Origin of the sequence: Hydrogenophaga sp. (assembly GCF_030651625.1) — a bacterium.
Classification (GTDB): Bacteria; Pseudomonadota; Gammaproteobacteria; order Burkholderiales; family Burkholderiaceae_C; genus Hydrogenophaga.
Window position 1 is genome coordinate 31,010 of sequence record NZ_JAUSCF010000008.1, and the last position, 23,304, is coordinate 54,313.

Sequence of the window (23,304 nt, forward strand, 5' to 3'; positions counted from 1 at the left end):
CACACGAAATGCTTCAGTTGCGCTCCGGTCTGGGTGCGCGCACCGGCGGCCGGTAGGTTGCGGGTGGGGTTTCGATGGGCACTGCCCGTGGCACCACGGCTGGAGCAGCAGCGGGCAACGCCTCCAGCGCCGCTGGGGCCTGAACCACGAGAGTGGAGCTAGGCAATGGCGTTGGGGGGGCTACCGTAAAAACGAAGCCTTGTGACGCGAAGGCAGGTGGTGTGTAGGGGGTCAGCACAGGTGGCAAGGGCCCAGTGCCCAGTACAGGGTTGGCGACCGGGGCAGCGGCGACAGGTGGGGGTGGCGCGGAAGGCTGAGGGGCGGGTGCAGGTGGCCGGGCCGAAGGTGGAGGAGCCACTGGCGGTGACACCCCAGGCGCAGCGGTGATGTTGGCAGTGGTCCGTGCCGAAGTGGTCCCGCAGCAAGGCACTGCGAATGCGTACCGGCCCGCGTCCACACCGGTCAGGGTGTAGCCGGTGAAGGAAATGGTCTTGTCCACTCCCACCGATGCGCTGTCAAAACTGGCGCTGCTGCCCGAGCCCGCCAGCAGCGACACGCCAGCCGGAGCGCCCTTCAGACCAGAGAGTGTGGCACTGGTGGTGCCGTCGAAGGTCTTGTTGCCGCCGTCGGGGAACACCAGCATGTACTGATTCAGAGGACTGCCGGTTCCGGTGAAAAAGAGCGAAAAATCGGTCGGCGTTGCGTACGAAGTCGGGTTGTAGAAGATATTGGTCGGTGTGAGTGGATCCGGTCCCGTGGTGGTGATGTAGGTGCCTGCGAGACCGCCATTGACGAATCTCACGGTACCGCCTGCAGGCCCCGGTCCCGTACCGGCTGTTCCGGCACTCAGCGTCAGGCCCCTTGAAACGCCGAGGTTCGCAAGGTCCTGCCCGGCGGTGACGCTGCCCGTGGTCAACGTGATCAGGGCCGCGCCGTTGAAGGCGTTATTCAGATTCACGTCGCGTGCAGCGCATATCTGGATATTGCCGTCCGTCGTCGTGATGCCTGCGGTGGGCGCAGTGATGTTCCTGACGATATTGACGTCCCTGCCAGCACCCAGCAGAACGCTGCCATCGGTCGTTGTGATCGCCGCATTGACATTGACATCTCGCCCGCAGCACACCACCAGGTTGCCAGTCTTGGCCGTGACTGCGGCATTGATGTTCGTATCGCCACCGGCCAGCAAGGTCAGCGTGGTCGGGGTGCCGCTCGCTTCCCATGAGACAGCACCGTTGATCTCGATGTTGCCGCTGCCGGCTGTGGGGGCGAAAAGATTGGCAACAGGCAGGCTGCGAACGACCTCGCCATCCGCGCCGATTGCTGTGCTGATGGTCACGCTGTTCGTCACCATCAGCGCAGACAGGCTTGTGGCCTGGATGTTGGCCGAAGGCGTGTTTGCAACGATGAAGCCGTTCGAGCCAATCAGCCACTGGCCGGTTTCACCTGTCGGCGCGACGGAGGTGATCGTCGCCGTGGTGTCGATTTCGACGCGGGCAGCCGACGTTTCGATGGAGCCACCATCGCCACTTGGCGCGGATACGTCCAGCGTACCCGCCACATTCACCGTGCCCGTATCCATGCCACCGAGCAACCGGATCGATCCCTCCTCGTTCAAGAGGGTCTGCGCCTGGATCACACCGGTGTTGTTGACCGCATTGGCCAGCGCGCTGCCGGCGGCCCGCGTGGTCAACAACACCCGGCCACCATCTGCCTCGATCCTTCCGCTGTTGCCCACGGCCGCATCCAGTGCACCTTGGTCGATGGTGACGCTGAGCAAACGGTCTCCCGTGATGTCGAGCGTCATCGCACTGCCTGCCGCGAGCGCGACGGTGCCCAGGTCGGCGTAGATGAAGCCCTGGTTGCTGACATCCGTACCCAGAAGTGCCACGTAGCCCCCAGCGGCTGCATTGATCACGCCTGCGTTCACCACGGTGGCTGTGCTCGTACCGGAGAATCGGTAGTTGTTGGCCAAGAAATCCGCGTCCGAAATGCCCAGTGTGGATGCCACCAGGCCGCCGACGTTGACCGTCGCGCCGGTGCCAAAGAGAATGCCGTTGGGGTTGACCAGGAACACCTTGCCATTGGAAGTCAGGCTGCCCAGAATGGTGGAAGGATCCGGGCCGACGACGCGGTTCAATGCCACCGAACTGGTGGTGGGCTGCACGAATTGCACGGACTCGCCGGTCAGGATGCCAAAGCTTTGCCAGTTGATGGCCACATTGGCCGTGGTCTGCGTGATGACCATGGCGCTTGTGGTGCCACCGATGGTGGCGCTGCCTGCCGACACCACACCACCCGTGGGTTGCGCCACCGCCGTCCCCCCGCACGCCACCATCAGCGATACAGCCAGGGCCTTCAGCCCGAAGCGTCCGCCAGCGACTGCCGAAGACGCAGACGTGGTGCTCGATGAGACTTTCTTTCCTGCGCTGGACGTGATTTCCGCAGCGGCCACAAAGGTGCCGGTCTGGTCGTTCCAGATGGAGCGGTGAATGCGGTTCATGAGGTTCTTTCGTGTTTTCTAGGCGATTCGAGGAAGGACCGAAAGCAGCACAGGCGAGGCCCGCGCTGGGAACGTTCAGAAATACTTGATGGCCTGGATCCAGAACCGGCCCGACTTGTCGGGTGCCGAGGTGGCCTCGCCGCTGCCCAGCTTGCGGGCGTAGTAAGCACGCACCGCGAAGTTGTTGGGGTCTGCCCAGTTCAGGCCCACACCGGCGCCGTGCAGGGTTCGGCTGTTCGGCACGGCGTCTGACCAGGGGTTCTTGTTGATCGTCACGCGGCCGCTGTCGACAAAGCCGATCAGGTGGAGTTGTCCGGGCATCTGATCGGGTTTGGGCAGCAGCATGCGGGCTTCCAGCGTCGCCACATAGCCCTGGTCCGCGTAGGCTTCGCCTTCGGGGTAGGCCCGCACGCCGTACATGCCACCCAGCGCCATTTTCTCGGAGGCATCGAGGTTCTTTGAGGCCAACTGGCTGTTCACGCCGGCGTACAGCGACCAGGCCGGGCTGACCGCTTGCAGGCGCGAGGCGCTGAAGCTCAGCTTGTTGAAACGGCCGTTGCTTTGCACCGGTGCGTCGGCCAGCTTCAGGCCAGGCGTTTGCAGATCGATGTTGCCGGTCGACCATGTCAGCGAATAGCCGGTCACACCGCCTGCGCCCAGCTGGTCGCGGTGCTCGCCACGCAGACTCGCCATCAGCACCTGGGCTTTCTTGTCTTCCACCGGCATGTCCAGGCTCAGCGGGCGCTTGTCCTGAAATGTTTTCGCATCAAAGGCCAGCCCGGCGTACAGGCGGGTGTTGCGCGTGCGGATCAATGGGTAGCTGCCGTACACGCTGGCAATCCTGGCTGTTCCACTGGCTTGCGCGAACGCGAATTCCTTACCCAATTCGTAGCTCAGCCAGCTGTAGGCCACGCCCACTGTCGCCATGCCCAGCGGAACCTGGTACGACGCCCGGGCGTAGTTCAGGCCCTGGCCCGACGTCAGCGCCCGCAGCGACGCCACGTCACCCAGTCCGGCCGGGTTGTTCAGGTTGACGGTGGCGCCCAGGCGGTATTCGCCGGTGTAGCGGTTGCCGGCGTTGTCGGCATCAATGCTGCCGGTGACGAGATCTCCAGGCACCACGTCCACGATCAGATCGGAGGTACCCAGCGACGCGCCGGGGGTCAGGGTTGATCTGACCTTCACGCCGGGCGTGTCCGACAGCAGCAGCAGGCGGTTCTCAACCGGCCCGATGGCGATGGTGTCGCCACTGTTGAGGCCCGCCAGCTGGCGCTGGATGTGGCCATCCGAGAGTGTGCTCTGGTTGCGCACGTCGATCTTGCCGTACTGACCTTCGATGACGGCGATGGTGACCGAGCCGTCCTTGATTTCCTGGGCAGGCAGGTAAGCCTGAGCCACGAAATACCCCTGGCTGCGGTAACGATCGGTGATCTTCTGTGCCATGGCACGCAGATTGGCCAGATTGAGTTCACTGCCAGGCTGAAAACCGGTCAGTGCAAGCAGTTCATCTTCACGGTAGACGCTGGCACCGGTCACCTGCAAGCGGTTGACCATGATCTTGACTGCGTCAGAGGCCGCCGTGGCTGGGGTGGGGCCAGAATCAATGCGGATCGCCGGCGCCACTTGCTGTGGTGAAGGCGCCGGCGGAATCTGCTGAAGCTGGCTACCAGCGCTGGGGAGCTGTTGGGCAAACGCGGCCTGACTGAGGATCAGGACCGCGAAGGGCAGTAGAGGGATTTTGAACACGGAAGGCCTTGAGTTTTTTGGGGGTATGTGCACCAAGGGTGTGCGATGCTGCTGCTTCCGTCTGTGTGACAGCGTACGGTCCACCCGTGTACAGGCATGTGTTCGGAAGGCAGGTGCCGGGCGGGCGTTTTGGGCGATGAGCGGTCGTGCCTTTCGCCATATCGCGGAATCGGTGTGCCACAAGGCTGTGCACAGGTGGAACCAACGGCCTCGAGCCTGGTCGGCGCTGCAAGCTCGGGTCAAACGGTCACAATGGCGGCTTCGCCCGTATGCGGCGCGACCTCTTGCACGCGGAGAAACCATGCCCCCCCACAACCACGCAGTCCAGGCTGCTGACGCCGTCGTGAGCGTGCGCAATCTAAGCAAAACCTACGCCGACGGCTTCCAGGCCCTCAAGAACATCAACCTCGATATCCACCGGGGTGAAATCTTTGCCCTGCTGGGCCCCAACGGCGCGGGCAAGACCACCCTCATCAGCATCATCTGCGGCATGTCCGGCGCGAGCGAAGGCACGGTGGTGGCCGATGGCTTTGACACCGTGCGCGACTACCGCGCCGCGCGGTCGCTCATCGGCCTCGTGCCACAGGAACTGCACACCGACTCGTTCGAGACCGTGTGGGCCACGGTGAGCTTCAGCCGCGGTCTGTTCGGCAAAGCCGCCGATCCGGCCTACATCGAGAAGGTTCTGAAAGACCTTTCCCTGTGGGACAAGAAGGACAACAAGATCCTGTCGCTCTCCGGCGGCATGAAGCGCCGCGTGCTCATCGCCAAGGCGCTGTCGCACGAACCCAAGGTGCTGTTCCTGGACGAGCCCAGCGCAGGCGTGGATGTGGAACTGCGCCACGACATGTGGCGCATGGTGCGCAAGCTGCGCGAGGCCGGCACCACCATCATCCTCACCACGCACTACATCGAAGAAGCCGAAGACATGGCCGACCGCATCGGCGTGATCCGCAGGGGCGAGCTGATCGTGGTGGAGGACAAGAACACCCTCATGCGCCAGCTGGGCCAGAAGCAACTGCTGCTCACACTGCAGCAGCCCCTGCCAGCCTTGCCGGAAGCGCTGGCGCCCTGGTCGCTCGCGCTCTCCAGCGACGGCCTCACCCTGACCTACACCTTCGACGCCCAGAAAGACGACACCGGCATTGCCCATCTGCTGGCGGCATTGAGTGCAGAAGGGATTCACTTCAAGGATCTGCAGTCCAGTGAAAGCTCGCTTGAAGACATCTTCGTGAGCCTGGTTCACGAAGAAACGTCCGCCGAGGCGGAAGTCAAGCAACAAAACACCAATGCCAGGAAGGGGGTGGCCGCATGAACACAGGACTCAACCTGCACGGCGTGCGCGCCATCTACCGTTTCGAAATGAACCGCGCCCTGCGCACCTGGCTGCAGAGCATTCTTGCGCCAGTGCTCTCGACCTCGCTGTATTTCATCGTCTTCGGCTCGGCCATCGGGTCGCGCATGGGCGACATCGACGGCGTGAGCTACGGCGCCTACATCATTCCCGGTCTGCTCATGCTCTCGCTGCTCAGCGAAAGCATCTCCAACGCCGCCTTCGGCATCTACATGCCCAAGTGGTCAGGCACCATTTATGAACTGCTCAGCGCCCCGGTGAGCTGGGTGGAAGTGCTGATGGGCTACGTGGGCGCTGCCGCCACCAAAAGCCTGCTGCTGGGCTCGTTGATCCTGCTGACCGCACGCCTGTTCGTACCCTACGAAATCGCCCACCCCGTGTGGATGGTGGGCTTCCTGGTGCTCACCGCCATCACTTTCTGCCTGTTCGGCTTCATCATCGGCCTGTGGGCCGACAATTTCCAGAAGCTGCAGGTGATCCCGCTGCTCATCATCACGCCGCTGACCTTCCTGGGTGGTGCGTTCTACAGCATCAACATGCTGCCACCCTTCTGGCAAACGGTGTCGCTGTTCAACCCGGTGGTCTACCTCATCAGCGGCCTGCGCTGGGCTTTCTACGGTGCGGCCGACGTGCACATCGCCGTGAGCACCAGCATGACGCTGGCCTTCATGCTGACCTGCCTGGCCGTGGTGTGGTGGGTGTTCAAGACAGGGTACCGGATCCGGAAGTGAGCATGAAAAAGGCCTCGAAAGCAGAGCTTCGAGGCCTTTTGGGCTGACCTCAGCGTGGGGCTGAGGCCAAGGAAGGGGGGCAGGGCTCAGTAGCCGCCGCGACCACCACCGCCACCACCGTAGCCGCCACCACCTGAGCGGTCGCCGCCGCCGTAGCCACCACCGCCACCACCACCGTAGCCGCCGCCACCGCTACGGGGAGGACGAGCCTCCATCGGACGGGCTTCGTTCACCGTGACGCTGCGGCCACCGAGAGACTGGCCATTCATGCCCTGGATGGCGGCTTGCGCTTCGGCATCGCTGCCCATTTCGACGAAACCAAAGCCTTTGGAGCGACCGGTGTCGCGTTCCATCATGACCTTGGCGCTGGTGACAGAGCCGAATTCGCTGAAAGACTGTTGCAGGTCTTCGTCACGCACCGTGTACGGCAGGTTGCCGACGTAAAGTTTATTGCCCATGGGGACTCCTCAGATACACATAAAACAAAGCGATGGGGTCCCGAAAGCACAACAAACCTGGAAGGTACCGCCGTAGCGCGAAACTGACCGATCACCTGGAAGATGCGCCGGCTTCAAGCCCGCGCGACGCTATTGTGCATCCCTGGGCGCCCCAAAACGCTCTTGCCTTTACCTTTTGTTGCGGTAAACCCCCAAAACGGGGCCAGATTCAGCCCCTTCCGTCGGCAGACGATCTGACGGAAGATCGCATTCACTGCCGAAAGACCTGGCCACCCAACGGCATTTTCCGCAGCCATTGCGCTGCGGGAAGACGCCCTGCCGCCTGGAACCACGCCCTCTCGAACTCCACCTGTCTTGCCGAGGAGAACTCAATGTCTTCCAGCCACAACGCTCTGAACTGGTTCGAAATTCCCGTGAGCGACTTTGCGCGCGCCCAGGCCTTTTACGAAAAGGTGCTGGGCAAGGCCATCCCACCCATACCCATGGGGGGGACCATCATGGGCTTTCTGTCTGACGACCCTGCGGCCGTCGGTGGCGCACTTGTTCAGGGAGAAGGTGCAACGCCCTCACAACAAGGCACCATGGTGTACCTGAACGGCGGCGACGACCTGGCGCCCGTGCTGGCCCGGGTGGTGGATGCCGGCGGCACCATTGCTGTGCCCAAGACCGAGATCGGCAACGACTTCGGCTTCTTCGCGCACTTCATCGACACCGAAGGCAACAAGGTGGGTCTGCATTCCATGGGCTGAAACGGTGCCGGCCGCCTGTGAATGCCGGTGGCCGCGCTACCGGATGCCCGCGCGCAGAAAGCTCTGTACGAACTGCCGCTGAAACAGCAGGAACGCCAGCAGCAGCGGTGCGCTGGAGATCAGCGTGGCCGCGTTGATGATGCCCCAGTCGATGCCCTGGTCGGTGCCGGCGAACACCGACAGGCCCACTGTGAGCGGCCGTGTTTCCACCGAGTTGGACATCACCAGTGGCCACAGGAAGTTGTTCCAGTGATGGCTGATGGACACCAGCGCATAGGCCAGGTACACCGGCCGGGCCAGCGGCACATACACGCGCCAGAGCACACCGAAGGTACTGCAGCCTTCGATGCGCGCGGCTTCTTCCAGCTCCTTGGGCACGGTCTTGAAGGTCTGGCGCAGCAGGAAGATGCCAAAGGCGGACGCCATGTACGGCAAGGCCATGGCGCTGAGCGTGTCCACCAGGCCCAGCCGGTGCATGGTGCGGTAGTTCTCGACCAGCACCACGTCGGGCATCACCATCAGCTGCACCAGCACCAGCGCAAAAGCGATGTTCTTGCCCGGAAACTCAAACCGCGCAAAAGCGTAGGCCGCCAGCGTGCACAGCACGATCTGCCCTGCCAGGATGCCCAGCACCAGAACCGAAGTGTTGAAAAAGTAGCGCGGAAACGGCGCGGCGTTCCAGGCCCTGGTGAAGTTGTCGGTGGTCAGCGGCGCCAGCAGGTCAAAGCGCGCCGAATACTCGGTGGGGTGAATGGCGGACCACACCGCGTACAGCAGCGGTAGCAGCCAGAGCAGTGCCAGCAGCGAGGCGCCCAGTGTGTTCAGGGCGTTGTCGAAGCGGGTGGGGTTCAACATGCGGGAGGCCTGTGGGTGTTCATTGGTAGTGCGTCTTGCGTTCCAGCAAGCCAAACTGCAGCAGCGCAGTCACCGCCAGCACCAGCAGCAACACCACGGTCAACGCGGCAGCGTATGACACGTCCCAGAATTTGAAGCCCACCTCGTAAATGTGGAACAGCAGCAACGAGGTCGCGTTGTCTGGCCCGCCACGGGTGAGGATGAAGATGTGGTCGATCAGCCGGAACGCGTTGATCACCGCATTCACCAGCACGAACAGGGTGGTGGGCATGAGCAAAGGAAAGGTCACGCGCCAGAAAAACTGCCAGCGGTTGCAACCCTCCAGTGCCGCCGCCTCGCGCAGTTCGGGCGACTGCTGCTGCAAGGCCGCCAGGTAGAAAATCATGAAGAAGCCGGCCTCCTTCCACACGGCCACCGCAATCACGGCGCCCAGCGCGGTTTCCTTGGAGCCCAGCCAGTTGTGTGGCGCCCCGCCCCACAGGCTGCGGATCTGGTCGAGCAGGCCGTAGTCGGGCGTGTAGAAGAACAGCCAGATGTTGGCCACGGCGATCATGGGCAGCACCGTGGGTGTGAAGTAGGCAAGCCGCACCCAGCCCCGGCCCACCATCTGCCGGTTCACCCACAGGGCCATCAGAATGGCCAGTGCGATGGACGGCAGAATGGTGCCCAGCGCGTACCAGGCGTTGTTGGTCAGCGCCGTCCAGAACACCGGGTCTTCCAGCAGCAGTTCGTAGTTCTCCAGCCCCACGAAAGTCGCCGGCCGGTTCGGTCGGGGCGTGGTGAAGAAGCTGTGCCAGAGCGTGGCGACGGCGGGATAGTGCGTGAAGGCCGCCAGCAGCACCGCCGCAGGCAGCAACAGCAGCCAGCCGGTGACGGATTGCCGACGGGTGTTCATGGACGCCGAGCTTGAAACAACCGGGCGGATCAGCGGTAGCGGCGCAGGATGCGATCGGCTTCGCGTTGTGCGTCGCGCATCGCCACTTCGGGCGTCTTGCTGCCGGTGAGCGCGGCTTGCAGGCCGTCGTTCAGCGCCTTGGTCACGCGCTGGTTTTCGTGGGTGGAAAGCTCGGCCACGGCGTGCTTGAGCTGGTCACGTGCCACGGTGGGTGCTGGGAACTCGGCCAGGTATTTCTTCATGGTGTCGGTTTCCCACGAGGCGGGCGTGACCGACACATAACCCGTGGCGATGGCCCACTTGGCTGCGCGCTCGGGCGTGGTGGCCCACTTCATGAACTTCACGGCGGCGTCGCGTTCGGCCGGGGTGGCCTTGTTCAGCACGTAGAAGTTACCGCCGCCGGTGGGTGTGCCGCGCTGCTTGCCTGCGGGCAGCATGGCCACGCCGAAGTCGAACTTGGCGTTGGTGCGGATGTTGGTGAGGTTGCCAGTGGTGGTCCAGATCATGGCGGCCTTGCGCTCGAAGAAGTCCTTCGGCGTGGTGCCCCACTCCACCACGCCGGGCGGGTGAATCTGGTGCTTGCGGGAAAGGTCCACCCAGTACTGCAGCGCCTGCACCACTTCGGGTTTATCGAAGTAAGTTTCGGTGCCGGCCGGGTTCATCAGCTCCACACCGTTCTGCGTGGTGAATGCCTGGAACAGCCAGTACGGAAAGCCGGATGACGGCACCTGCACGCCATAGGTGCTCACGTTGCCGGCCGCGTCACGCTTGGTGAGCTTCTGGCCCATCTCCACCAGTTCGTTCCAGTTCTGCGGTGGGCGGTTCGGGTCCAGCCCCGCTTCCTTGAACAGATCCTTGTTCCAGTACATGACGATGGTTGAGCGCTGGAACGGAACGCCCCAGGTCTTGCCACCGGTCTGGCTGTTCTGCATGAAGCCGGGGTAGAAGCTGTTCAACCAGGCCTTGTCTTCGGGCGCCTTCAGCAGATCGTCAATGGCCACCACCACGCCTTCGTCGATCAGGGTGTACATGTCGGTGGAGAGCATCACCGCGATGTGCGGCGCGTCACCACCCTTGGCGGCTGTGAGCACCTTGGTCACAGTGTCCTGGTAGCTGCCGGAATACACCGGCTTGATCTTGATGCCGGGGTTCTCTTTCTCGAAGTCGGCGGCCATCTCGTCGATGATCTTGGTGACCGGGCCACCCACGGCCACGGGGTAATAGAAGCTGAGTTCTTGCGCTGCCGCCGGCATTGAAATGGCGGTCGCAGCGATCAATGCACCGCTGAGGCGGCAAAGGGCATGTTTCCAGGGTTTCACGGTGACTCTCCTGAGTGCGGTTGGGGGAAATCGGCCGGGTGGCCACAGGGGGAAAACGAACGGGCGAAGGAATGACTACGGCCCAGGCATGGGCAACGGCGGGCTGTTGATGCGCTGGCCATCCAGCGGATTGAACAAATGAACGGCATCGGCATGCCAGGTGAGACCGATGGCTTCGCCGCGCTTTGGTGGGTTGTGCAGGGCGCCGGTGCGCAGCACCAGGCGCTGCGGGCCGCGCGCACCAGACAGGTCAGCCGTCTGACCCGCTGTCGTGGTTTCTCCCACCTCGCAGATCACCAGACTCTCGGCACCCAGGTACTCCACCGTCACCACGCGCGCCTGCAGCTTCGGCGCGTTGGTGTCCAGTCCCAAGTCTTCCGGACGCACGCCCACCAGCATGTCCGGGTCGCCCTGCTGCAGCAGGGCCGCAGAAAACAGGTTCATGGCCGGCGAACCAATGAAGCCGGCCACAAAGCTGGACTGCGGGCGGCCATACAGGTCTTGCGGGCTGCCTTGCTGCTCCACCTTGCCAGCGCGCATGAGTACCACCTTGTCGGCCATGGTCATGGCTTCGGTCTGGTCGTGGGTCACATAGAGCATGGTGATGCCCAGGCGCTGTTGCAGCTCGCGAATTTCGGCGCGCATCTGCTGGCGCAGTTGCGCGTCCAGGTTCGACAGCGGCTCGTCCATCAGACACACCGGCGCTTCGGCCACGATGGCGCGACCCAGCGCCACGCGCTGGCGCTGCCCGCCCGAGAGCTGCGAAGGCTTGCGGTCCAGGTACGGCCCCAGGCCCAGCAGCTCGGCCGCACGGGCCAGCCGGCGCTGGCGTTCGGCAGCCGGCACGCGGCGCACGGTCAAACCGAACACGATGTTGTCTGCCACCGACAAATGCGGAAACAGCGCGTAGTTCTGGAACACCATGGCCACGCCACGATCGGCGGGTGGCGCATGCGTGCGGTCCACACCATCAATGAGGATGCTGCCGCCATCGCATGGCTCCAGCCCGGCGAGCAGGCGCAGCGTGGTGCTCTTGCCGCAGCCGGAAGGCCCCAGCAGCGCCACGAACTGGCCGGGTTCAGCGACCAGGGTCACACCGTCCACAGCGGCATGCGCACCGAATCGGCGACACACGCTCTTCAGCTCCACGCGGCTCACTGGAAACCTCCGCTCTGCGAGCTGCGGTTCGAGCTGCGGTGCAAGCTTGCTTGGGAACGGCCCGGCGCTGCGCTCATGCACGTGTCTCCGCCAGGTGCAGCTGACGCGGGGCCTGCTCCACCAACTGATCGAACGGCTCGGCCGGACGAGCGTTGATGACCAGGTGGTCCATCATGCGCAGCGAGCCGCCCCGCGCCACGGCGGCGCGGCCGAACTTGGTGAGATCGGCCACCAGCACGGCGTTGCGGCAATTCATGCGCATGGCCTCGCGAGCCGTCACCTCGGCGGGGTCAAAATCCAGCAAGGCGCCGTCTTCATCAATGCCGCCTACACCAAACACGGCGAAGTCGGTCTTGAAGTTGCCAAAGAATTGCGCAGCGGCTTCACCCACCACATCCATGTCGGGCAGGCGCAGCGCACCACCAGCCACACGCACTTCCACACCCGGTGCAGCTGCCAGGGCCAGCACCACGCGCAGGCTGTTGGTCATCACTCGCAAATCCTGATGCCCGCGCAGTGCCAGCGCCACCTGGTGCGGCGTGGTGCCCAGGCCAATCGACACCGAACTGCCGTCCGGAATCAACGCCGCCACCCTGGTGGCAATGGCGCGCTTGGCGTCCAGTTGCTGAACCTGGCGCGTTTCCCACGGCAGGTTGGATACCGATGCAGGCAGCGTCACACCGCCGTGCACGCGGCGCAGGTGACCCTGCTCGCACAAGCGGTTCACCGTGCGGCGTATGGTCTGTGGTGTCACGCCGAATTGTTCGGCCAGGTCGTGAATGTCGACCAGCCCTTTCGCGCTCACCAGGTCCACGATGGACTGATCACGTGAAAAAATTTCCCCCTCTCGGGTGTTCATACGAACGTCAAGCGATTCCATACCTGAAATTTTGAAAGCCGCTTGTGACACACACGTGTCAAACCGCTGTGTTCAGATGAACATGTCAAAGCCACTCATGTAAGAACACGTCATGACATCCAGTGCCCCACACGATTGTTTTGTTCAGCTCTCGGATCCGCACATCGTGGACAAAGGGCGGTTGCTGATGGACGAGGTGGACACGGCCAGCTTCCTGATGCGCGCAGTCGCACAGATCGTGGCGATGCACCACACGCCCAGCCACGTGCTCATCACCGGCGACCTGGTGGAGCGCGGCGGGCTGGACGAATACGCCCACCTGCGCGAACTGCTGGCCCCCCTGCCCTGCCCCGTGCTGCTGATGCCGGGCAACCACGACGCGGTGCCCCGGTTGCGCGAGGCGTTTGCAGATCACCGTTATCTGGGCTGCACCGCGCACGACCCGGCCCTCGCAGGTTTCGCCCTGTATGAAGCGAGCGTGGGCAGCCGTCGCCTGCTGGCCCTCGACACCGTGGTGCCAGGCAAACCCCATGGCAGCCTCTGCGGCGCCCGCCTGAGCTGGCTGCGCGCCCAACTGGATGCCGCGCCCGACACACCCACCATCGTGGCCATGCACCACCCTCCGTTCACCACCGGCATCCGCCACATGGACGACATGGGCCTGCGCGAAGGAGCCGACGAGCTGGAAGCCCTCATTCGGCAGCACCCGCAGGTCGAACGCATCCTCTGCGGACACCTGCACCGACCCATCACCCGCCGCTTCGGCGGCACAGTGGCCATGACGGCACCGTCAGCCGCACACCAGATCACGCTCGGCCTGCTATCTGACAGCCCGCCCTCGTTCATATACGAACCGCCCGGCTTCTATGTCCATACGGTACAAGCCGGGCACCTGGTGACACACCTGCAACCGGTGGGAAATTTTGGTGAGCCGCAACTGTTTCGCTGAACGACAAGCGGTGATCGGGACAACGGCTCTGGCTGCGGATTCCGGCTGGGCTCTTTGGGATCAGCGCCTGCGCCGCATCTGGCCCATTTGAGTGCCCATGTGACCGACCCGCAAGAAAGCCCCCCTTCCTGTCAGAGCACCGACTCAAACAGACCGGTACGCCACAGCACATTGCGCTCTGCTTCACTCAATGCCCGCAGTTCCTCTCCGGGCTGAACCAGCACCCGATGATGGCCCACCGAAAGACTCAGAGCCCGGGCGCCGATGAAGCGCAGGCGCCCGGGCACGACAGTAGTCTGTGGTTGTCCCGGTTCGACAGTAGCCCAGCGATCAGGCACAGGCACACTTGGTCGTTGGCAACAGCTCATGATGCTTCTCCCAAAGCCAGTTCGATCACGCTGGCACCACCTGCCACGGCCAGCCAAAGCAGCAGCCCGGCTGCCCATCCAGGCGCCAGCAAGGCAGCGGGCACTGCCGCCAGCCAGATCGCAAGGCAGTGCACGCAAGCCAGGCCCAAAGAGAGAGGCGTTTCGGCTGCGGCCACATGCAGGCGAGATACCAGGTCGAACGGACCCCGTTCACGCGCCACCAACCGGGCCAGTCGCCACACGGCCAGCACCGAGAGCACCGCTTCAAACCACGGTGGCTCCGGTCCAAAGCCAGCGACCATGAACAGCCTCAATCGGCGTTGAACACCGCAAACACGCGGCTTGCATCCTGGTACACACGCATGGCTTCGTATTCAAATGCCGGTGTCGGTGGCGCCATCACCTGCGTGGTGTCGAAGGCACGCGAAACACTGCGGGTAAAGAAACCGTAGGTTCCCTGGGCCGCGTTCGCAGGCAGCGTGTACACCGCCTGCATCAGCCCACCCTGATCACCCACCGAAGTGTGCCAGTGCTCGAATCCAAGCGGGCCGTCCGTGCCACCGCTGCCGCTCGTGCGAACCATGCCCACATTGCCGCAGGCGGTGGGGTGGAAGTAGGCATTGCGGAAGTGCTCGCTGTGTACATCCAGCGTGACCCGGAACTCCACCGCCACCGGCAGAGCGCCGCGGCGCACCACCGGGCAGTTACCACCAATGGGGAGCCAGTTGGTGTCGCCCGCCTTGCGCCACGCAATGTCGAAAGCGAATCCTGGTGCGCGGTTGTCCACCACCACCGCCACCGGGGCAGAACTCGACAACACAGCGCCGGGCAGCGTGCCGACCTGCAGCGCCAGCTCGTAGGTGCCGTCGGGGTAGTTGCCCCCGGTGGGCCAGTCGAGCAGCAGCTGTTCACTGGGCAGCCAGGGGTTGGGGCCGCCGGGGAGGTTGATCGGGTACCAGCCGGTGGCATTGCTGGTGGGGGCATGCCACTCACCCACACCAGCGGCGTTCAGCCGATAGAGCCACCAGCTCACACCCACAAACGGCGTCTGAGGGCCGAAGGCCATGCTGCCAGGTGCGCGGTGGCGGTACAGCACGCGGTAGTGCGTGGCCTGCGGGTGCGTGCGATGGCAGCCAAACAGGGACAGCTTTCCGTAGGTCGGGGACCGCGCAGCCGGGTTGGGCAATGCATCGACGCTGGTGCCCGACGGATGCGGACGGTTGGTGCGCAAGTTGTATCCGGTGGCACTGTCGAAGGTGGTCGTATCGCCTGTGAGCGGAAGGCGCCCTGCGGTGACGATGGCGGGCACATTGCCACAAGGGATCTGCACATCGGGCACGCAGTCGGGTGCGACGCGGGCGCTGGGGTCCGCTTCCAGGGTCACGAAAGGCAGATTCCCTGCGTTCCAGCGAACTTCAAAGTGACGCTCGCCGTAGATCACTTCCTCCACACCGTCACCATCCACATCCTGCAGCACGCGAAACGTGATGTCGGGCACGTCAATGATGGGGGCCCACTCCGGCACACGAATGTTCACGCAGCGCCGCATCGGACCGATCCAGTGGCGCGGGTCAAATCCTTCGAGTACCTTGGGGTCGAGCCTCAGCTGTGCGGCCACGGTATCCAATGCGAGGCGCGAGGGCACGCCCTTCTTGCCACCGACGTCGGTCAGGAAATCCGCAGGCAGCGGCGGAGCCATGCGCAGCGCTGCTGGCGCGTCCAGCGCCTGCTCGAGTGCGGAAGTGTCCTCTCCGAAGGCCCTGCCGGGCAGTGCCTCGAAGCGGGTCAGCGCTTCGCCGATGCGTGAATCGCTCATTGAGGCCGTGCGCTGCAACACGGCGAAGTCCGGAAGCGGGTCTGGCCCGGGTACAGGACCGCGCGGACCGCGCTCGATCAGTTCCGGAATGCGCTCCCGCAAATCGTCCAGCAGTTCGCGCCAGTTCGGGCGTTCGAAGATCACCGGAAAGCACAGCCGCTGGGTGCGCCAGCGCAGCACCCAGTCGATATCAAAACGCGGAATCCAGACACAGAAACGACCACACGCGTCCGTCTTCACGGTGGCGATCACCTCGCGCCGGCAATTGAACGGAAAAAGCCAGCTCCACTGCGAACCCACCGGATGGTAGGCGAACAGCGAACAGTCGGTGTCTTCCACCTGAACGGTGGCCAGCGGCACAGGCATCTGGCGGCCCGTGCTCGCATCGGTGCGCACCACCTTGCCGCACACCCGCTGCATGAAGAACATGCGAGGGTCCAGCACATGACCCAGTTTGGCCTTCAGGCTGGCGATTGGCTGACCCGCCAGGCGAGGCTCCGGAACTCCGCTGAGTGCCGCCAGGCGCGCAGCGCCGAGCTTGCCGATGACCGCTGATTCGGCGGCGTCAAAAGCAGCATCCACGCCCCCAGCCGAAGCAGTGGGGCGGGTGTGCGACGTGGTGACGCGGGCATCACTGCCCGCGCTGGGTTTTGGTGTCTTTGCCATGGCGACTCCTTGGTGATCTGGGTGGGCGGATCGCTCCGCATGTGGCCACATGCCCCATGGGAAACAACCGTCCTCAGTGTGCGATTCACCAGCCGTTGCGACATCCCCCGCATGGGAGAACGCCATCCCCTGAACGGATGACCGGACGGCCCATCCCTACAGGTTTTACAAGCAGATACAGAGCCCTCGGTGACAAGTCTGTGGGCCTGCACCCATTTGTTTCTGGTTCACCGGTTTTTTCCTCCCACGCAGTGAGCATGGACGCCTGCCGACCGACCTTCAGCCGATGGCGACCGCAGTGGACGGTGCCTTAGACAATCGGGCGCCAACCGTCCCGCTTCTGTCTCGCACACATCCACTTCCACTGCCCCTCATGTTCCGAGAGGCACAGCACCGGTGCAGCGTTGGGGCGTGCACAGCACGCAAGCCGTTCAGGCCACCACCGTTGAACGCTTCGGCCCGCATCACCTGCACCAGATACAGCGCAAAACTGCCGTTCACCCTGGACTGCAGTGCGCCCATGGGTGCGGCGCGTCGGTACGGCACAAGCAAGGCACTGAGCGGAAGCAACACCGCGAACCCGCCAAGCTGTGGGTTGCTCACAAAGCGGGTGACACAAACCGCGCACCGCAGGCTCATGCGAACTGGCCGAATACCAGCGCCAACGCCAGGGAGGCGCTGAATGCAAGCCGCGCGACCTCCTGTACCGGCAAGGCCTCGGCGCCTGCTGTCAGCGCAAAGCCAGCCAGATCTCGTTGCGCCGCAGGAACCAGGGTGTGAACGGCGCGTTGTAGCGCGCCAGCACAGGTTCACCCTGCGTGGCCACACCTTCCTTCTCCAGCGCCGCCCTCAACAGCGCCAGATGCTCGTCGTAATTGGCTTGCGACCAGGTGCCGGAATACTTGATGGCCGCCCACTGGGTTGCGGGAACCAGGCGCAACTGCACTCGAGGGTCCAGTGGCTCCGGGGCTGATTCGAGCGTCACGCCCTTGGGCAACACAAACTGGATCAGCTTGCCACCACCGGGCGCATCGGCCTGCGTCACCGGCGCGGTCATGGCCATCTTCACGGGCGCTGCCGTCTGTGTCACGGGCGCGGTCATCTCGAACTTCTTCTCGCCCTTGTTTTTTCCGAAGATGTAGCCCGCCAGAAGGGGGAACGCAGCACGTCCCGCATCACCCTCTGTGTCGTCGATCACCACCTCCGCCACCACATAGGGGGCGTACTGGCGAAGCTCCACGTGGCCGAACGCACGAAGCACTTCATAAGAGGGCTCTTCAACGGCCTGGCTGGAAAGGGGCACCGCTGCGAGTGAAAGCCACAGCATGGGCCGAAGGAGGATGGCAAAGAGGTTCTGGCTGGGCTGCAAGTGCGTCATGCCCGCAGGTTAGTGCCTTTGACCCTGGGCATTGGGCCGCCATGCGAATGCCCCTGAACGCCGCCGCACCACATGGGCTGAATAGGCCAAAACGTTTGCAGCGGACGCGTCATATAGCCCGAAAGTGTGTAGACGAGAGAGCCGACGCAAGCGCCGGTTCGGCTTTACGAAAGAGATACATCGCCTTGTGTCATTTGACATATGACGGCCAATCCCGCCCACCTACATTGCGCCACGGTGTGCAATTTACCCCCTCCCTAGGGAGGCGCGCATTGCACTCCCCCGGACGCCTCACGGCAACCGGGTCGAGCAAGAAAACAAACATCAGGCGCATTGAATGTCATCGTCATTCCTCTCACACCGCGAGAAAAACCAGTTGCTGGCGGCCATATCCATCGACGACTGGGGGCACATCGAATCCCATCTCGAATGGGTCGAAATGCCGGCGGGCAGCACCTTGCAGGAGGCCGGTTACAGCCTTCGCCACGTGTACTTTCCTGTCACTGCAGTGGTTTCACTGGTTTCCACCATGCTGGACGGCGCCACGGTGGAAGTGGCGGTGGTGGGCAGTGAAGGCATGGTGGGCGTGGATGCCTTCATGGGCAGCAGCAGCGCCAACAATGGCACGCCTGCAACCGGCACGGTGATGGCGCAAAACTCGGCCATGGTGGTGCGGGGTGGGTACGGCTACCGAATGAGGGCACAAGCCATTGCCCACCAAGCCAAGCGGTCGGAACAGGTCATGCACCAGTTGCTGAACTACACCCGCACGTTGTTCTTCCACATGTCGCAAACCTCGGCCTGCAACCGCCACCATTCGATTGACCAGCAACTGGCCCGCTGGATGCTTGCACACCTGGAGCGCCAACCGGACAACCAGTTGCACATCACCCAGGAGCGAATTGCCAGCATGCTGGGCGTGCGACGGGAAGGCGTGACCACCGGAACACTGCGACTCCAGAAGGCCGGTGTCATCCGAAACGGCCGGGGACAGATTTCGGTGCTGGACCGCGCAGGCCTGGAGGCCCGTACCTGCGAGTGTCACGACGTGATTCGCAGCGCATACGAAAGGCTGAAGAACGACGCCGTGCTGCAGGCTCCGCTGATGCAGGGCATTGAATTCGATCAGGCGATACAAACCCGGGTCCCTGGTCGCGCCGGTACACCGTCTGGCGCAGACTCGAGCATGCATTGAAGGCAACCGGGGTCGAACGATCCCATACGGGCGATCTGCGGCTGGCATGCTGTGGCGTCACTTCACCGCAGATGCCCGGCAGGGGGCTTGACGGACTGGACAGCGTTGACGGCCACCACGCTCTGTTCATCGAAGTGCCCACCTGAAAGGCGGGGCGCGCTGCATCCCAAGCGGTGGTTGTGCTGGCAAACACGACTGCATGTCGAACCCAGAAGCGGCAGATACCGGTTGATTCGAGCCCACCATGGAGCGCATGGGTCGCGATGTGGTCTCCATCGACTTCGTCGGCGGACAAACAGAAAGCCGACTCAGCACGCCTGCCGGTGATCAAGGCCCGTGGTTCGATCTGATCAGCAACACAGAGGAAGGCAAGGCAACGGGCGCCGCCAGTCTTTCGGCGCGGCTGGTCACTGGACATTGTGATCCGATGAGGCCAAATGGCAGGCCACGACCGCTTGTCTGCCATCCCTTCGGGAAAAAGCGGTACGGGGCTCCCTGTTGGCCATAAACCCCTCTCGCGCTGGGTGCATAGAATCGCCATATATTCAGCAGGCCAGTTGGGGCCGAGGAGGGTTGTTGCACTTGCCCTGGGGGTGGCCCCGGCGTGAGCGCGCTGCAAACGGCTTCCACAACACAGGGCCTGCTCACATCAACAAGAGAAATGACCACCAACATTCCAGCCCTGAGCGAACTTGAATGGCCAGACAAGGCACCGCCCAGTGCCATGCCGTGCACCGAGTGCCCATTGCGCCCATTGCCGCTGTTTGTGAAGCACACCCCGGAAGAGCTTGAGCTGGTTCAATCACTCAAACGACGTTCCCTGCGCATGGAAGCCAACGAGACCCTGATTCATGAGGGTCAGGACGACGCACCGCTGTACACCCTTTTGCAAGGCTGGGCCTTTCGCTTCAAAACACTGAGCGACGGGCGACGTCAGATCCTGAGCTTTCTTCTCTCCGGGGATTTCATCGGCGTGCAGCAGAAGATGGGGGATGCAGCCGCACATGGCGTGACCACGCTCACCTCGGTCAGCCTTTGTGTTTTCCCGAGAGACGCGCTGTGGGAGATCCACCGCCGCTCGCCCACGATGGGCTTCAACGTGACCTGGCTCACCGCCCATGAAGAATCGCTGGTGGATGACTCACTTCTTTCGGTGGGGCAGCGGACCGCAGAGGAGCGGCTTGCCAGCGCCCTGGTACTGCTGTTCAAGCGCGCCGCCGCGCTGCAGAGCGATCTCGGCAAGAGCGGTGTGGTCTGGCCGCTCACGCAGCAGCATCTGGCAGACGCGCTGGGCCTGTCTCTCACCCACACCAACAAGACGATGCGCAAGCTGGAGAAGCGCGGCTTTCACGAGATCAAGGATGGTCGCCTGTACCTTCGGAATGTCAAGGCGCTGGCCAGGCTGGCTGATCTGTATGGAGACGGACATCCTCCATCTCGGCCACTCGTTTGAGAGCGCCCTGGAACAGGCCCCGGGCACACGGGTGAGCGTACTGGCTTGCCCGTTTTCGAATCACGCCGCTGCGCAATACCCCATTCAGACCATCCGCGTTCCAGCCTCCGGGTTCACCACCGCCGTCGGGCTGTCCGTGCGGGGTTCGCCTGCGTAGAGCACCACCAGGTTGGCCTTGGGGAACATCGCTGCAAGTTCTTCTGACAGGCGGGCCGTGCTGGATTTCCAGGTCAGGCCACCTTGCCTGGCGCCCATCAACACGATGAGGTCACCGTCTCGGTACTGCTCCTTGAGAGCGCCTGTCAATGCGGGCCATGTGCTGGTCTTGCCCAGACTCATTTCGCAGTCAGGGCTCAGCGACCGCATGCGCTTGAACATGCGATCCGAGCCCTTGTCGGGTGTCATCACCAGCGCGGTGGCGCTGAGCTGACGGGAAAGTTGCTTGACCAACCTGATGCCGTTGTTGAAACCGGGTTCCAGGTCCGCCTCCGGTGGCACGGCGAGCAGCAGGCGGCGGGTGGTGTTGAGTGGCTCACGGGGCCGGAGCACCATCAGCGAAAAATCCCGGTCGCGCAGCAGGTTTTCCATCAACGAGCCGAAGAAAAACTCGGGAGCGCGACTCTCTTCGCTCCAGCCCATCAGCACCTCGGTCGCATTGAGTTCGCGCCGCGCCTTCAGGATGCCGGAAGCGAGGTTGAGATCGATGCGCGTGAGCGGCGTGGACGGCACCTCGGCCTGAGACAGATAGCCCACCGCATCGCCCAGCACCCGCTCGGCACCGGACACATGAGCGGTGGTGTCGCCGTTGTCCTGCACCACGGTGATCGGGTAGATCGCCTGACCATGCTCTGGTTTTCGCAGCAGCATGGCAAGGTCCAGCAGGTGGTGGTTGGGGGCGCGCTCGGCCAGTGCGGTGAGGATGCGTTGTTGCTCTGCACCCGCTGGTTCCGGGGCACTGGCCAGGTGCTGGGCCATCTTGCGGCCATAGCGCTCCACGTGCCATGGGGCAATGACGCAGGTGATCAGGATCATCACGATGGCGCCGTTGACCACCGCATCGTCGAAAAGCCCAATCTCATAGCCCACCACCGTGGCGGCCAGGGTGGCGGCGGCCTGGGCCACGCTGAGCCCGAACACCACCCGCGATTGCGCCTTGTTGTAGCCCAGAAAAAGGCTGCTGATCTGGGCGGCCAGCCATTTCGTGACGATCACGGTGATCACCATGGCGGCGGTGATCATCAGGGCGCGCCAGTCCGAAAGGAACACCCGTACGTCCAGCAGCATGCCCACCGAGAGCAGGAAGAAAGGCACGAAGATCGCCTCTCCCGTGAACTGGATGCGGTTCATCAGCGGGCTGTTGTGCGGGATCAGCCGGTTCAGTGCAAGACCTGCCAGGAACGCGCCCACGATGGGTTCCGAACCCGCAGCGTGAGACAGGCTGGCGCAGCCAAACACCACGGCCAGCACAAAGACGAATTCGGTGACGCCGTCACGCCCCACGTTGCGGAAAAACCAGCGCGCCAGCTTGGGCAGGCCATACAGGATGGCAAATATGTAGAGCCCCAGACTTGCGACCAGACGGTACCCGAAATAATCATCCACATCGCCGCGAACGGAACCGGCGATCACCGCCAGCACCAGCAGGGCCAGGGTGTCCGTGATGATGGTGCCGCCCACGGCCGTGGTCACGGCGGTGTCGCGCGCAATGCCGAGACGGCTGGCGATGGGGTATGCCAGCAGGGTGTGCGAGGCAAACAGGGAAGCCAGCAATATGGCCGCCGGCCAGGAAAAGCCCAGCAGGTAGCGCCCCACCACCATGCCCACGCTCATGGGTATGGCAAACGTGAGCAAACCAAACACCATGCTGTGGAACTTGGAGCGGTTGAGCACCACCATGTCGATCTCGAGCGCGGCGGTGAACATGATGTACAGCAACCCGACTGTGCCAAAGAGGATGAAGGACTGGTCGCGTGCCAGCACGCCCAGCGCATTGGGTCCAAGAATGGCCCCGGCCATCAGCAGGCCGATCGTGCCTGGCAACTGCCAGCGACCCATGACGATGGGCGCCAGCAGGATCAGGAAGGCGACCAGCGCAAAGACGGCGACGGGATCTGATATTTGTAGAACTTCAGGCATGTTGCATTGCACCACGGGAGAAAAGGTGCATCGTAGCGGTTGAATATGGACACGCCAGATGGGACTTGGTCAGGAATGAACGTCTGTTCGCACCGAGCTTGTCGAAGTGCATGCACACGCTGGGTTTCGACCGGCTCAGCCCGATTGGTATTGGGTACTGATCTGACTGAAGGGTGGCGGCGAACGCTTCAGTCAGATCATTCGAAGTGACTCGGTCAGCCTCTATCAAGAGCGGATTGCGCGCCTTCACTTCTTCTTCCGCGCCCCCTTCACCGCCCCACCCTTCCCTGACACTTGCTGCCGGGGCAAAGCATGGGCTTTTTCCAGCCACAGCAGGCTTTCGGCCTGTGCCAGGAAACCGCGCAGGTAGTCCGGCGAGAGGCTTCGCATGAGGCTCAGGGTGTGCAGCACCAGCTTGTGGGAATTGAGTGGGCCGGCGTTGTCTGGGGCGCGTTGTTCGGCTTTGACCACTTCGGTTTCTGCGCTGATGCGCGACCAGGTTTCCTGGAACCGCTGGGCGCTGCGCAGGGTGGGCCAGGGGGTGGTTTGGGGTTCGCCTGTGGTGGTGTTGGCGATTTGCTGCCTGGCGAGTTGGGTGGCTTGGGCGATGTGGGTATTGAGGGTGGCCAGGGGGGATGGCTTGGCGGGCGGAGACCCCCATCCCGACCTTCCCCCAGCGGGGGAAGGAGCCAAGGCATCGCCGCGTGCGGGCGGACGTG

General features: G+C 63.4%; 20 protein-coding genes. 6 read left to right on the forward strand and 14 right to left on the reverse strand.

Translation table 11 applies throughout. From position 1 onward, the window contains the following. Nucleotides 1–13: 13 nt before the first annotated feature. Nucleotides 14–2,500 carry a filamentous hemagglutinin N-terminal domain-containing protein gene (locus Q7V46_RS03400; protein WP_304912102.1) on the reverse strand — a complete coding sequence of 829 codons (2,487 nt, stop codon included), beginning with the start codon at nucleotides 2,498–2,500 and terminating at the stop codon, nucleotides 14–16. 75 nt (nucleotides 2,501–2,575) lie between these two features. Continuing rightward, complete coding sequence (locus Q7V46_RS03405; RefSeq protein ID WP_304912103.1) at nucleotides 2,576–4,246, reverse strand: ShlB/FhaC/HecB family hemolysin secretion/activation protein; 1,671 nt, start codon at nucleotides 4,244–4,246, stop codon at nucleotides 2,576–2,578. Between the two features lie 301 nt (nucleotides 4,247–4,547). Here Q7V46_RS03405 and Q7V46_RS03410 point away from each other — a divergent pair, with 301 nt between their 5' ends. Further along, a complete protein-coding gene (locus Q7V46_RS03410) occupies nucleotides 4,548–5,561 on the forward strand; it encodes an ABC transporter ATP-binding protein (RefSeq protein ID WP_304912104.1) in 1,014 nt (337 codons plus the stop codon). Then, nucleotides 5,558–6,331, forward strand: coding sequence for an ABC transporter permease (locus tag Q7V46_RS03415; protein ID WP_304912105.1), 774 nt, complete (start codon nucleotides 5,558–5,560; stop codon nucleotides 6,329–6,331). Before Q7V46_RS03410 ends, Q7V46_RS03415 begins: the two co-directional genes overlap by 4 nt. Nucleotides 6,332–6,417: 86 nt before the next feature. Here Q7V46_RS03415 and Q7V46_RS03420 read toward each other — a convergent pair whose 3' ends face one another. Further along, the gene (locus tag Q7V46_RS03420; protein WP_304912106.1) at nucleotides 6,418–6,789 is read right to left on the reverse strand and encodes an RNA-binding protein; all 372 of its coding nucleotides are present in this window, start codon (nucleotides 6,787–6,789) and stop codon (nucleotides 6,418–6,420) included. A 371-nt stretch (nucleotides 6,790–7,160) separates the two neighbouring features. Here Q7V46_RS03420 and Q7V46_RS03425 point away from each other — a divergent pair, with 371 nt between their 5' ends. Then, on the forward strand, nucleotides 7,161–7,538 hold the full coding sequence (locus Q7V46_RS03425; RefSeq protein WP_304912107.1) for a VOC family protein: 378 nt from the start codon (nucleotides 7,161–7,163) through the stop codon (nucleotides 7,536–7,538). Nucleotides 7,539–7,574: 36 nt separating this feature from the next. Here the strand turns inward: Q7V46_RS03425 and Q7V46_RS03430 are convergent, their stop codons facing one another. The 5 genes from Q7V46_RS03430 to Q7V46_RS03450 form a co-directional block, all read right to left on the reverse strand. Then, entirely contained in the window at nucleotides 7,575–8,393 is an 819-nt protein-coding gene (locus Q7V46_RS03430; protein ID WP_304912108.1) for a carbohydrate ABC transporter permease, read from the reverse strand. Nucleotides 8,394–8,412: 19 nt separating this feature from the next. Further along, entirely contained in the window at nucleotides 8,413–9,288 is an 876-nt protein-coding gene (locus tag Q7V46_RS03435) for a carbohydrate ABC transporter permease (RefSeq protein ID WP_304912109.1), read from the reverse strand. A gap of 29 nt (nucleotides 9,289–9,317) precedes the next feature. Next, nucleotides 9,318–10,541: an ABC transporter substrate-binding protein gene (locus Q7V46_RS03440; protein ID WP_304912129.1), complete on the reverse strand. Its 1,224-nt coding sequence runs from the start codon at nucleotides 10,539–10,541 to the stop codon at nucleotides 9,318–9,320. 141 nt (nucleotides 10,542–10,682) lie between these two features. Continuing rightward, nucleotides 10,683–11,765, reverse strand: a complete 1,083-nt coding sequence (locus tag Q7V46_RS03445) for an ABC transporter ATP-binding protein (RefSeq protein WP_304912110.1) — start codon at nucleotides 11,763–11,765, stop codon at nucleotides 10,683–10,685. Between the two features lie 73 nt (nucleotides 11,766–11,838). Next, nucleotides 11,839–12,624 carry a DeoR/GlpR family DNA-binding transcription regulator gene (locus tag Q7V46_RS03450; protein WP_304912111.1) on the reverse strand — a complete coding sequence of 262 codons (786 nt, stop codon included), beginning with the start codon at nucleotides 12,622–12,624 and terminating at the stop codon, nucleotides 11,839–11,841. Nucleotides 12,625–12,736: 112 nt separating this feature from the next. Here Q7V46_RS03450 and Q7V46_RS03455 point away from each other — a divergent pair, with 112 nt between their 5' ends. Next, complete coding sequence (locus tag Q7V46_RS03455; protein ID WP_304912112.1) at nucleotides 12,737–13,573, forward strand: phosphodiesterase; 837 nt, start codon at nucleotides 12,737–12,739, stop codon at nucleotides 13,571–13,573. A 131-nt stretch (nucleotides 13,574–13,704) separates the two neighbouring features. Here Q7V46_RS03455 and Q7V46_RS03460 read toward each other — a convergent pair whose 3' ends face one another. The 4 genes from Q7V46_RS03460 to Q7V46_RS03475 form a co-directional block, all read right to left on the reverse strand. Continuing rightward, a complete protein-coding gene (locus Q7V46_RS03460) occupies nucleotides 13,705–13,860 on the reverse strand; it encodes a hypothetical protein (RefSeq protein ID WP_304912113.1) in 156 nt (51 codons plus the stop codon). A gap of 77 nt (nucleotides 13,861–13,937) precedes the next feature. Further along, nucleotides 13,938–14,243: a hypothetical protein gene (locus Q7V46_RS03465; protein ID WP_304912114.1), complete on the reverse strand. Its 306-nt coding sequence runs from the start codon at nucleotides 14,241–14,243 to the stop codon at nucleotides 13,938–13,940. Nucleotides 14,244–14,251: 8 nt separating this feature from the next. Beyond that, on the reverse strand, nucleotides 14,252–16,423 hold the full coding sequence (locus tag Q7V46_RS03470) for a hypothetical protein (protein WP_304912115.1): 2,172 nt from the start codon (nucleotides 16,421–16,423) through the stop codon (nucleotides 14,252–14,254). A gap of 730 nt (nucleotides 16,424–17,153) precedes the next feature. Next, nucleotides 17,154–17,801, reverse strand: a complete 648-nt coding sequence (locus Q7V46_RS03475) for a heme-binding protein (protein ID WP_304912116.1) — start codon at nucleotides 17,799–17,801, stop codon at nucleotides 17,154–17,156. A 337-nt stretch (nucleotides 17,802–18,138) separates the two neighbouring features. Here Q7V46_RS03475 and Q7V46_RS03480 point away from each other — a divergent pair, with 337 nt between their 5' ends. Then, on the forward strand, nucleotides 18,139–18,996 hold the full coding sequence (locus Q7V46_RS03480; RefSeq protein ID WP_304912117.1) for a Crp/Fnr family transcriptional regulator: 858 nt from the start codon (nucleotides 18,139–18,141) through the stop codon (nucleotides 18,994–18,996). A 661-nt stretch (nucleotides 18,997–19,657) separates the two neighbouring features. Beyond that, complete coding sequence (locus Q7V46_RS03485; RefSeq protein ID WP_304912118.1) at nucleotides 19,658–20,449, forward strand: Crp/Fnr family transcriptional regulator; 792 nt, start codon at nucleotides 19,658–19,660, stop codon at nucleotides 20,447–20,449. An 84-nt stretch (nucleotides 20,450–20,533) separates the two neighbouring features. Here Q7V46_RS03485 and Q7V46_RS03490 read toward each other — a convergent pair whose 3' ends face one another. Together Q7V46_RS03490 and Q7V46_RS03495 are read right to left on the reverse strand one after the other, a co-directional pair. Further along, on the reverse strand, nucleotides 20,534–22,585 hold the full coding sequence (locus tag Q7V46_RS03490) for a cation:proton antiporter (protein ID WP_304912119.1): 2,052 nt from the start codon (nucleotides 22,583–22,585) through the stop codon (nucleotides 20,534–20,536). Nucleotides 22,586–22,831: 246 nt separating this feature from the next. Further along, entirely contained in the window at nucleotides 22,832–23,278 is a 447-nt protein-coding gene (locus Q7V46_RS03495) for a DUF2894 domain-containing protein (protein WP_304912120.1), read from the reverse strand. Nucleotides 23,279–23,304 lie beyond the last annotated feature (26 nt).

What these genes read in the sequence shown, in the direction of transcription:
- Q7V46_RS03410 (WP_304912104.1), top strand. Translation starts at nt 4,548, where the DNA reads ATGCCCCCCCACAACCACGCAGTCCAGGCTGCTGACGCCGTCGTGAGC.
- Q7V46_RS03490 (WP_304912119.1), bottom strand. Translation starts at nt 22,585, where the DNA reads ATGCCTGAAGTTCTACAAATATCAGATCCCGTCGCCGTCTTTGCGCTG.
- Q7V46_RS03425 (WP_304912107.1), top strand. Translation starts at nt 7,161, where the DNA reads ATGTCTTCCAGCCACAACGCTCTGAACTGGTTCGAAATTCCCGTGAGC.
- Q7V46_RS03440 (WP_304912129.1), bottom strand. Translation starts at nt 10,541, where the DNA reads ATGCCGGCGGCAGCGCAAGAACTCAGCTTCTATTACCCCGTGGCCGTG.
- Q7V46_RS03475 (WP_304912116.1), bottom strand. Translation starts at nt 17,801, where the DNA reads ATGACGCACTTGCAGCCCAGCCAGAACCTCTTTGCCATCCTCCTTCGG.
- Q7V46_RS03455 (WP_304912112.1), top strand. Translation starts at nt 12,737, where the DNA reads ATGACATCCAGTGCCCCACACGATTGTTTTGTTCAGCTCTCGGATCCG.
- Q7V46_RS03485 (WP_304912118.1), top strand. Translation starts at nt 19,658, where the DNA reads ATGACCACCAACATTCCAGCCCTGAGCGAACTTGAATGGCCAGACAAG.
- Q7V46_RS03470 (WP_304912115.1), bottom strand. Translation starts at nt 16,423, where the DNA reads ATGGCAAAGACACCAAAACCCAGCGCGGGCAGTGATGCCCGCGTCACC.
- Q7V46_RS03430 (WP_304912108.1), bottom strand. Translation starts at nt 8,393, where the DNA reads ATGTTGAACCCCACCCGCTTCGACAACGCCCTGAACACACTGGGCGCC.
- Q7V46_RS03465 (WP_304912114.1), bottom strand. Translation starts at nt 14,243, where the DNA reads ATGGTCGCTGGCTTTGGACCGGAGCCACCGTGGTTTGAAGCGGTGCTC.
- Q7V46_RS03450 (WP_304912111.1), bottom strand. Translation starts at nt 12,624, where the DNA reads ATGAACACCCGAGAGGGGGAAATTTTTTCACGTGATCAGTCCATCGTG.
- Q7V46_RS03400 (WP_304912102.1), bottom strand. Translation starts at nt 2,500, where the DNA reads ATGAACCGCATTCACCGCTCCATCTGGAACGACCAGACCGGCACCTTT.
- Q7V46_RS03480 (WP_304912117.1), top strand. Translation starts at nt 18,139, where the DNA reads ATGTCATCGTCATTCCTCTCACACCGCGAGAAAAACCAGTTGCTGGCG.
- Q7V46_RS03415 (WP_304912105.1), top strand. Translation starts at nt 5,558, where the DNA reads ATGAACACAGGACTCAACCTGCACGGCGTGCGCGCCATCTACCGTTTC.
- Q7V46_RS03420 (WP_304912106.1), bottom strand. Translation starts at nt 6,789, where the DNA reads ATGGGCAATAAACTTTACGTCGGCAACCTGCCGTACACGGTGCGTGAC.
- Q7V46_RS03435 (WP_304912109.1), bottom strand. Translation starts at nt 9,288, where the DNA reads ATGAACACCCGTCGGCAATCCGTCACCGGCTGGCTGCTGTTGCTGCCT.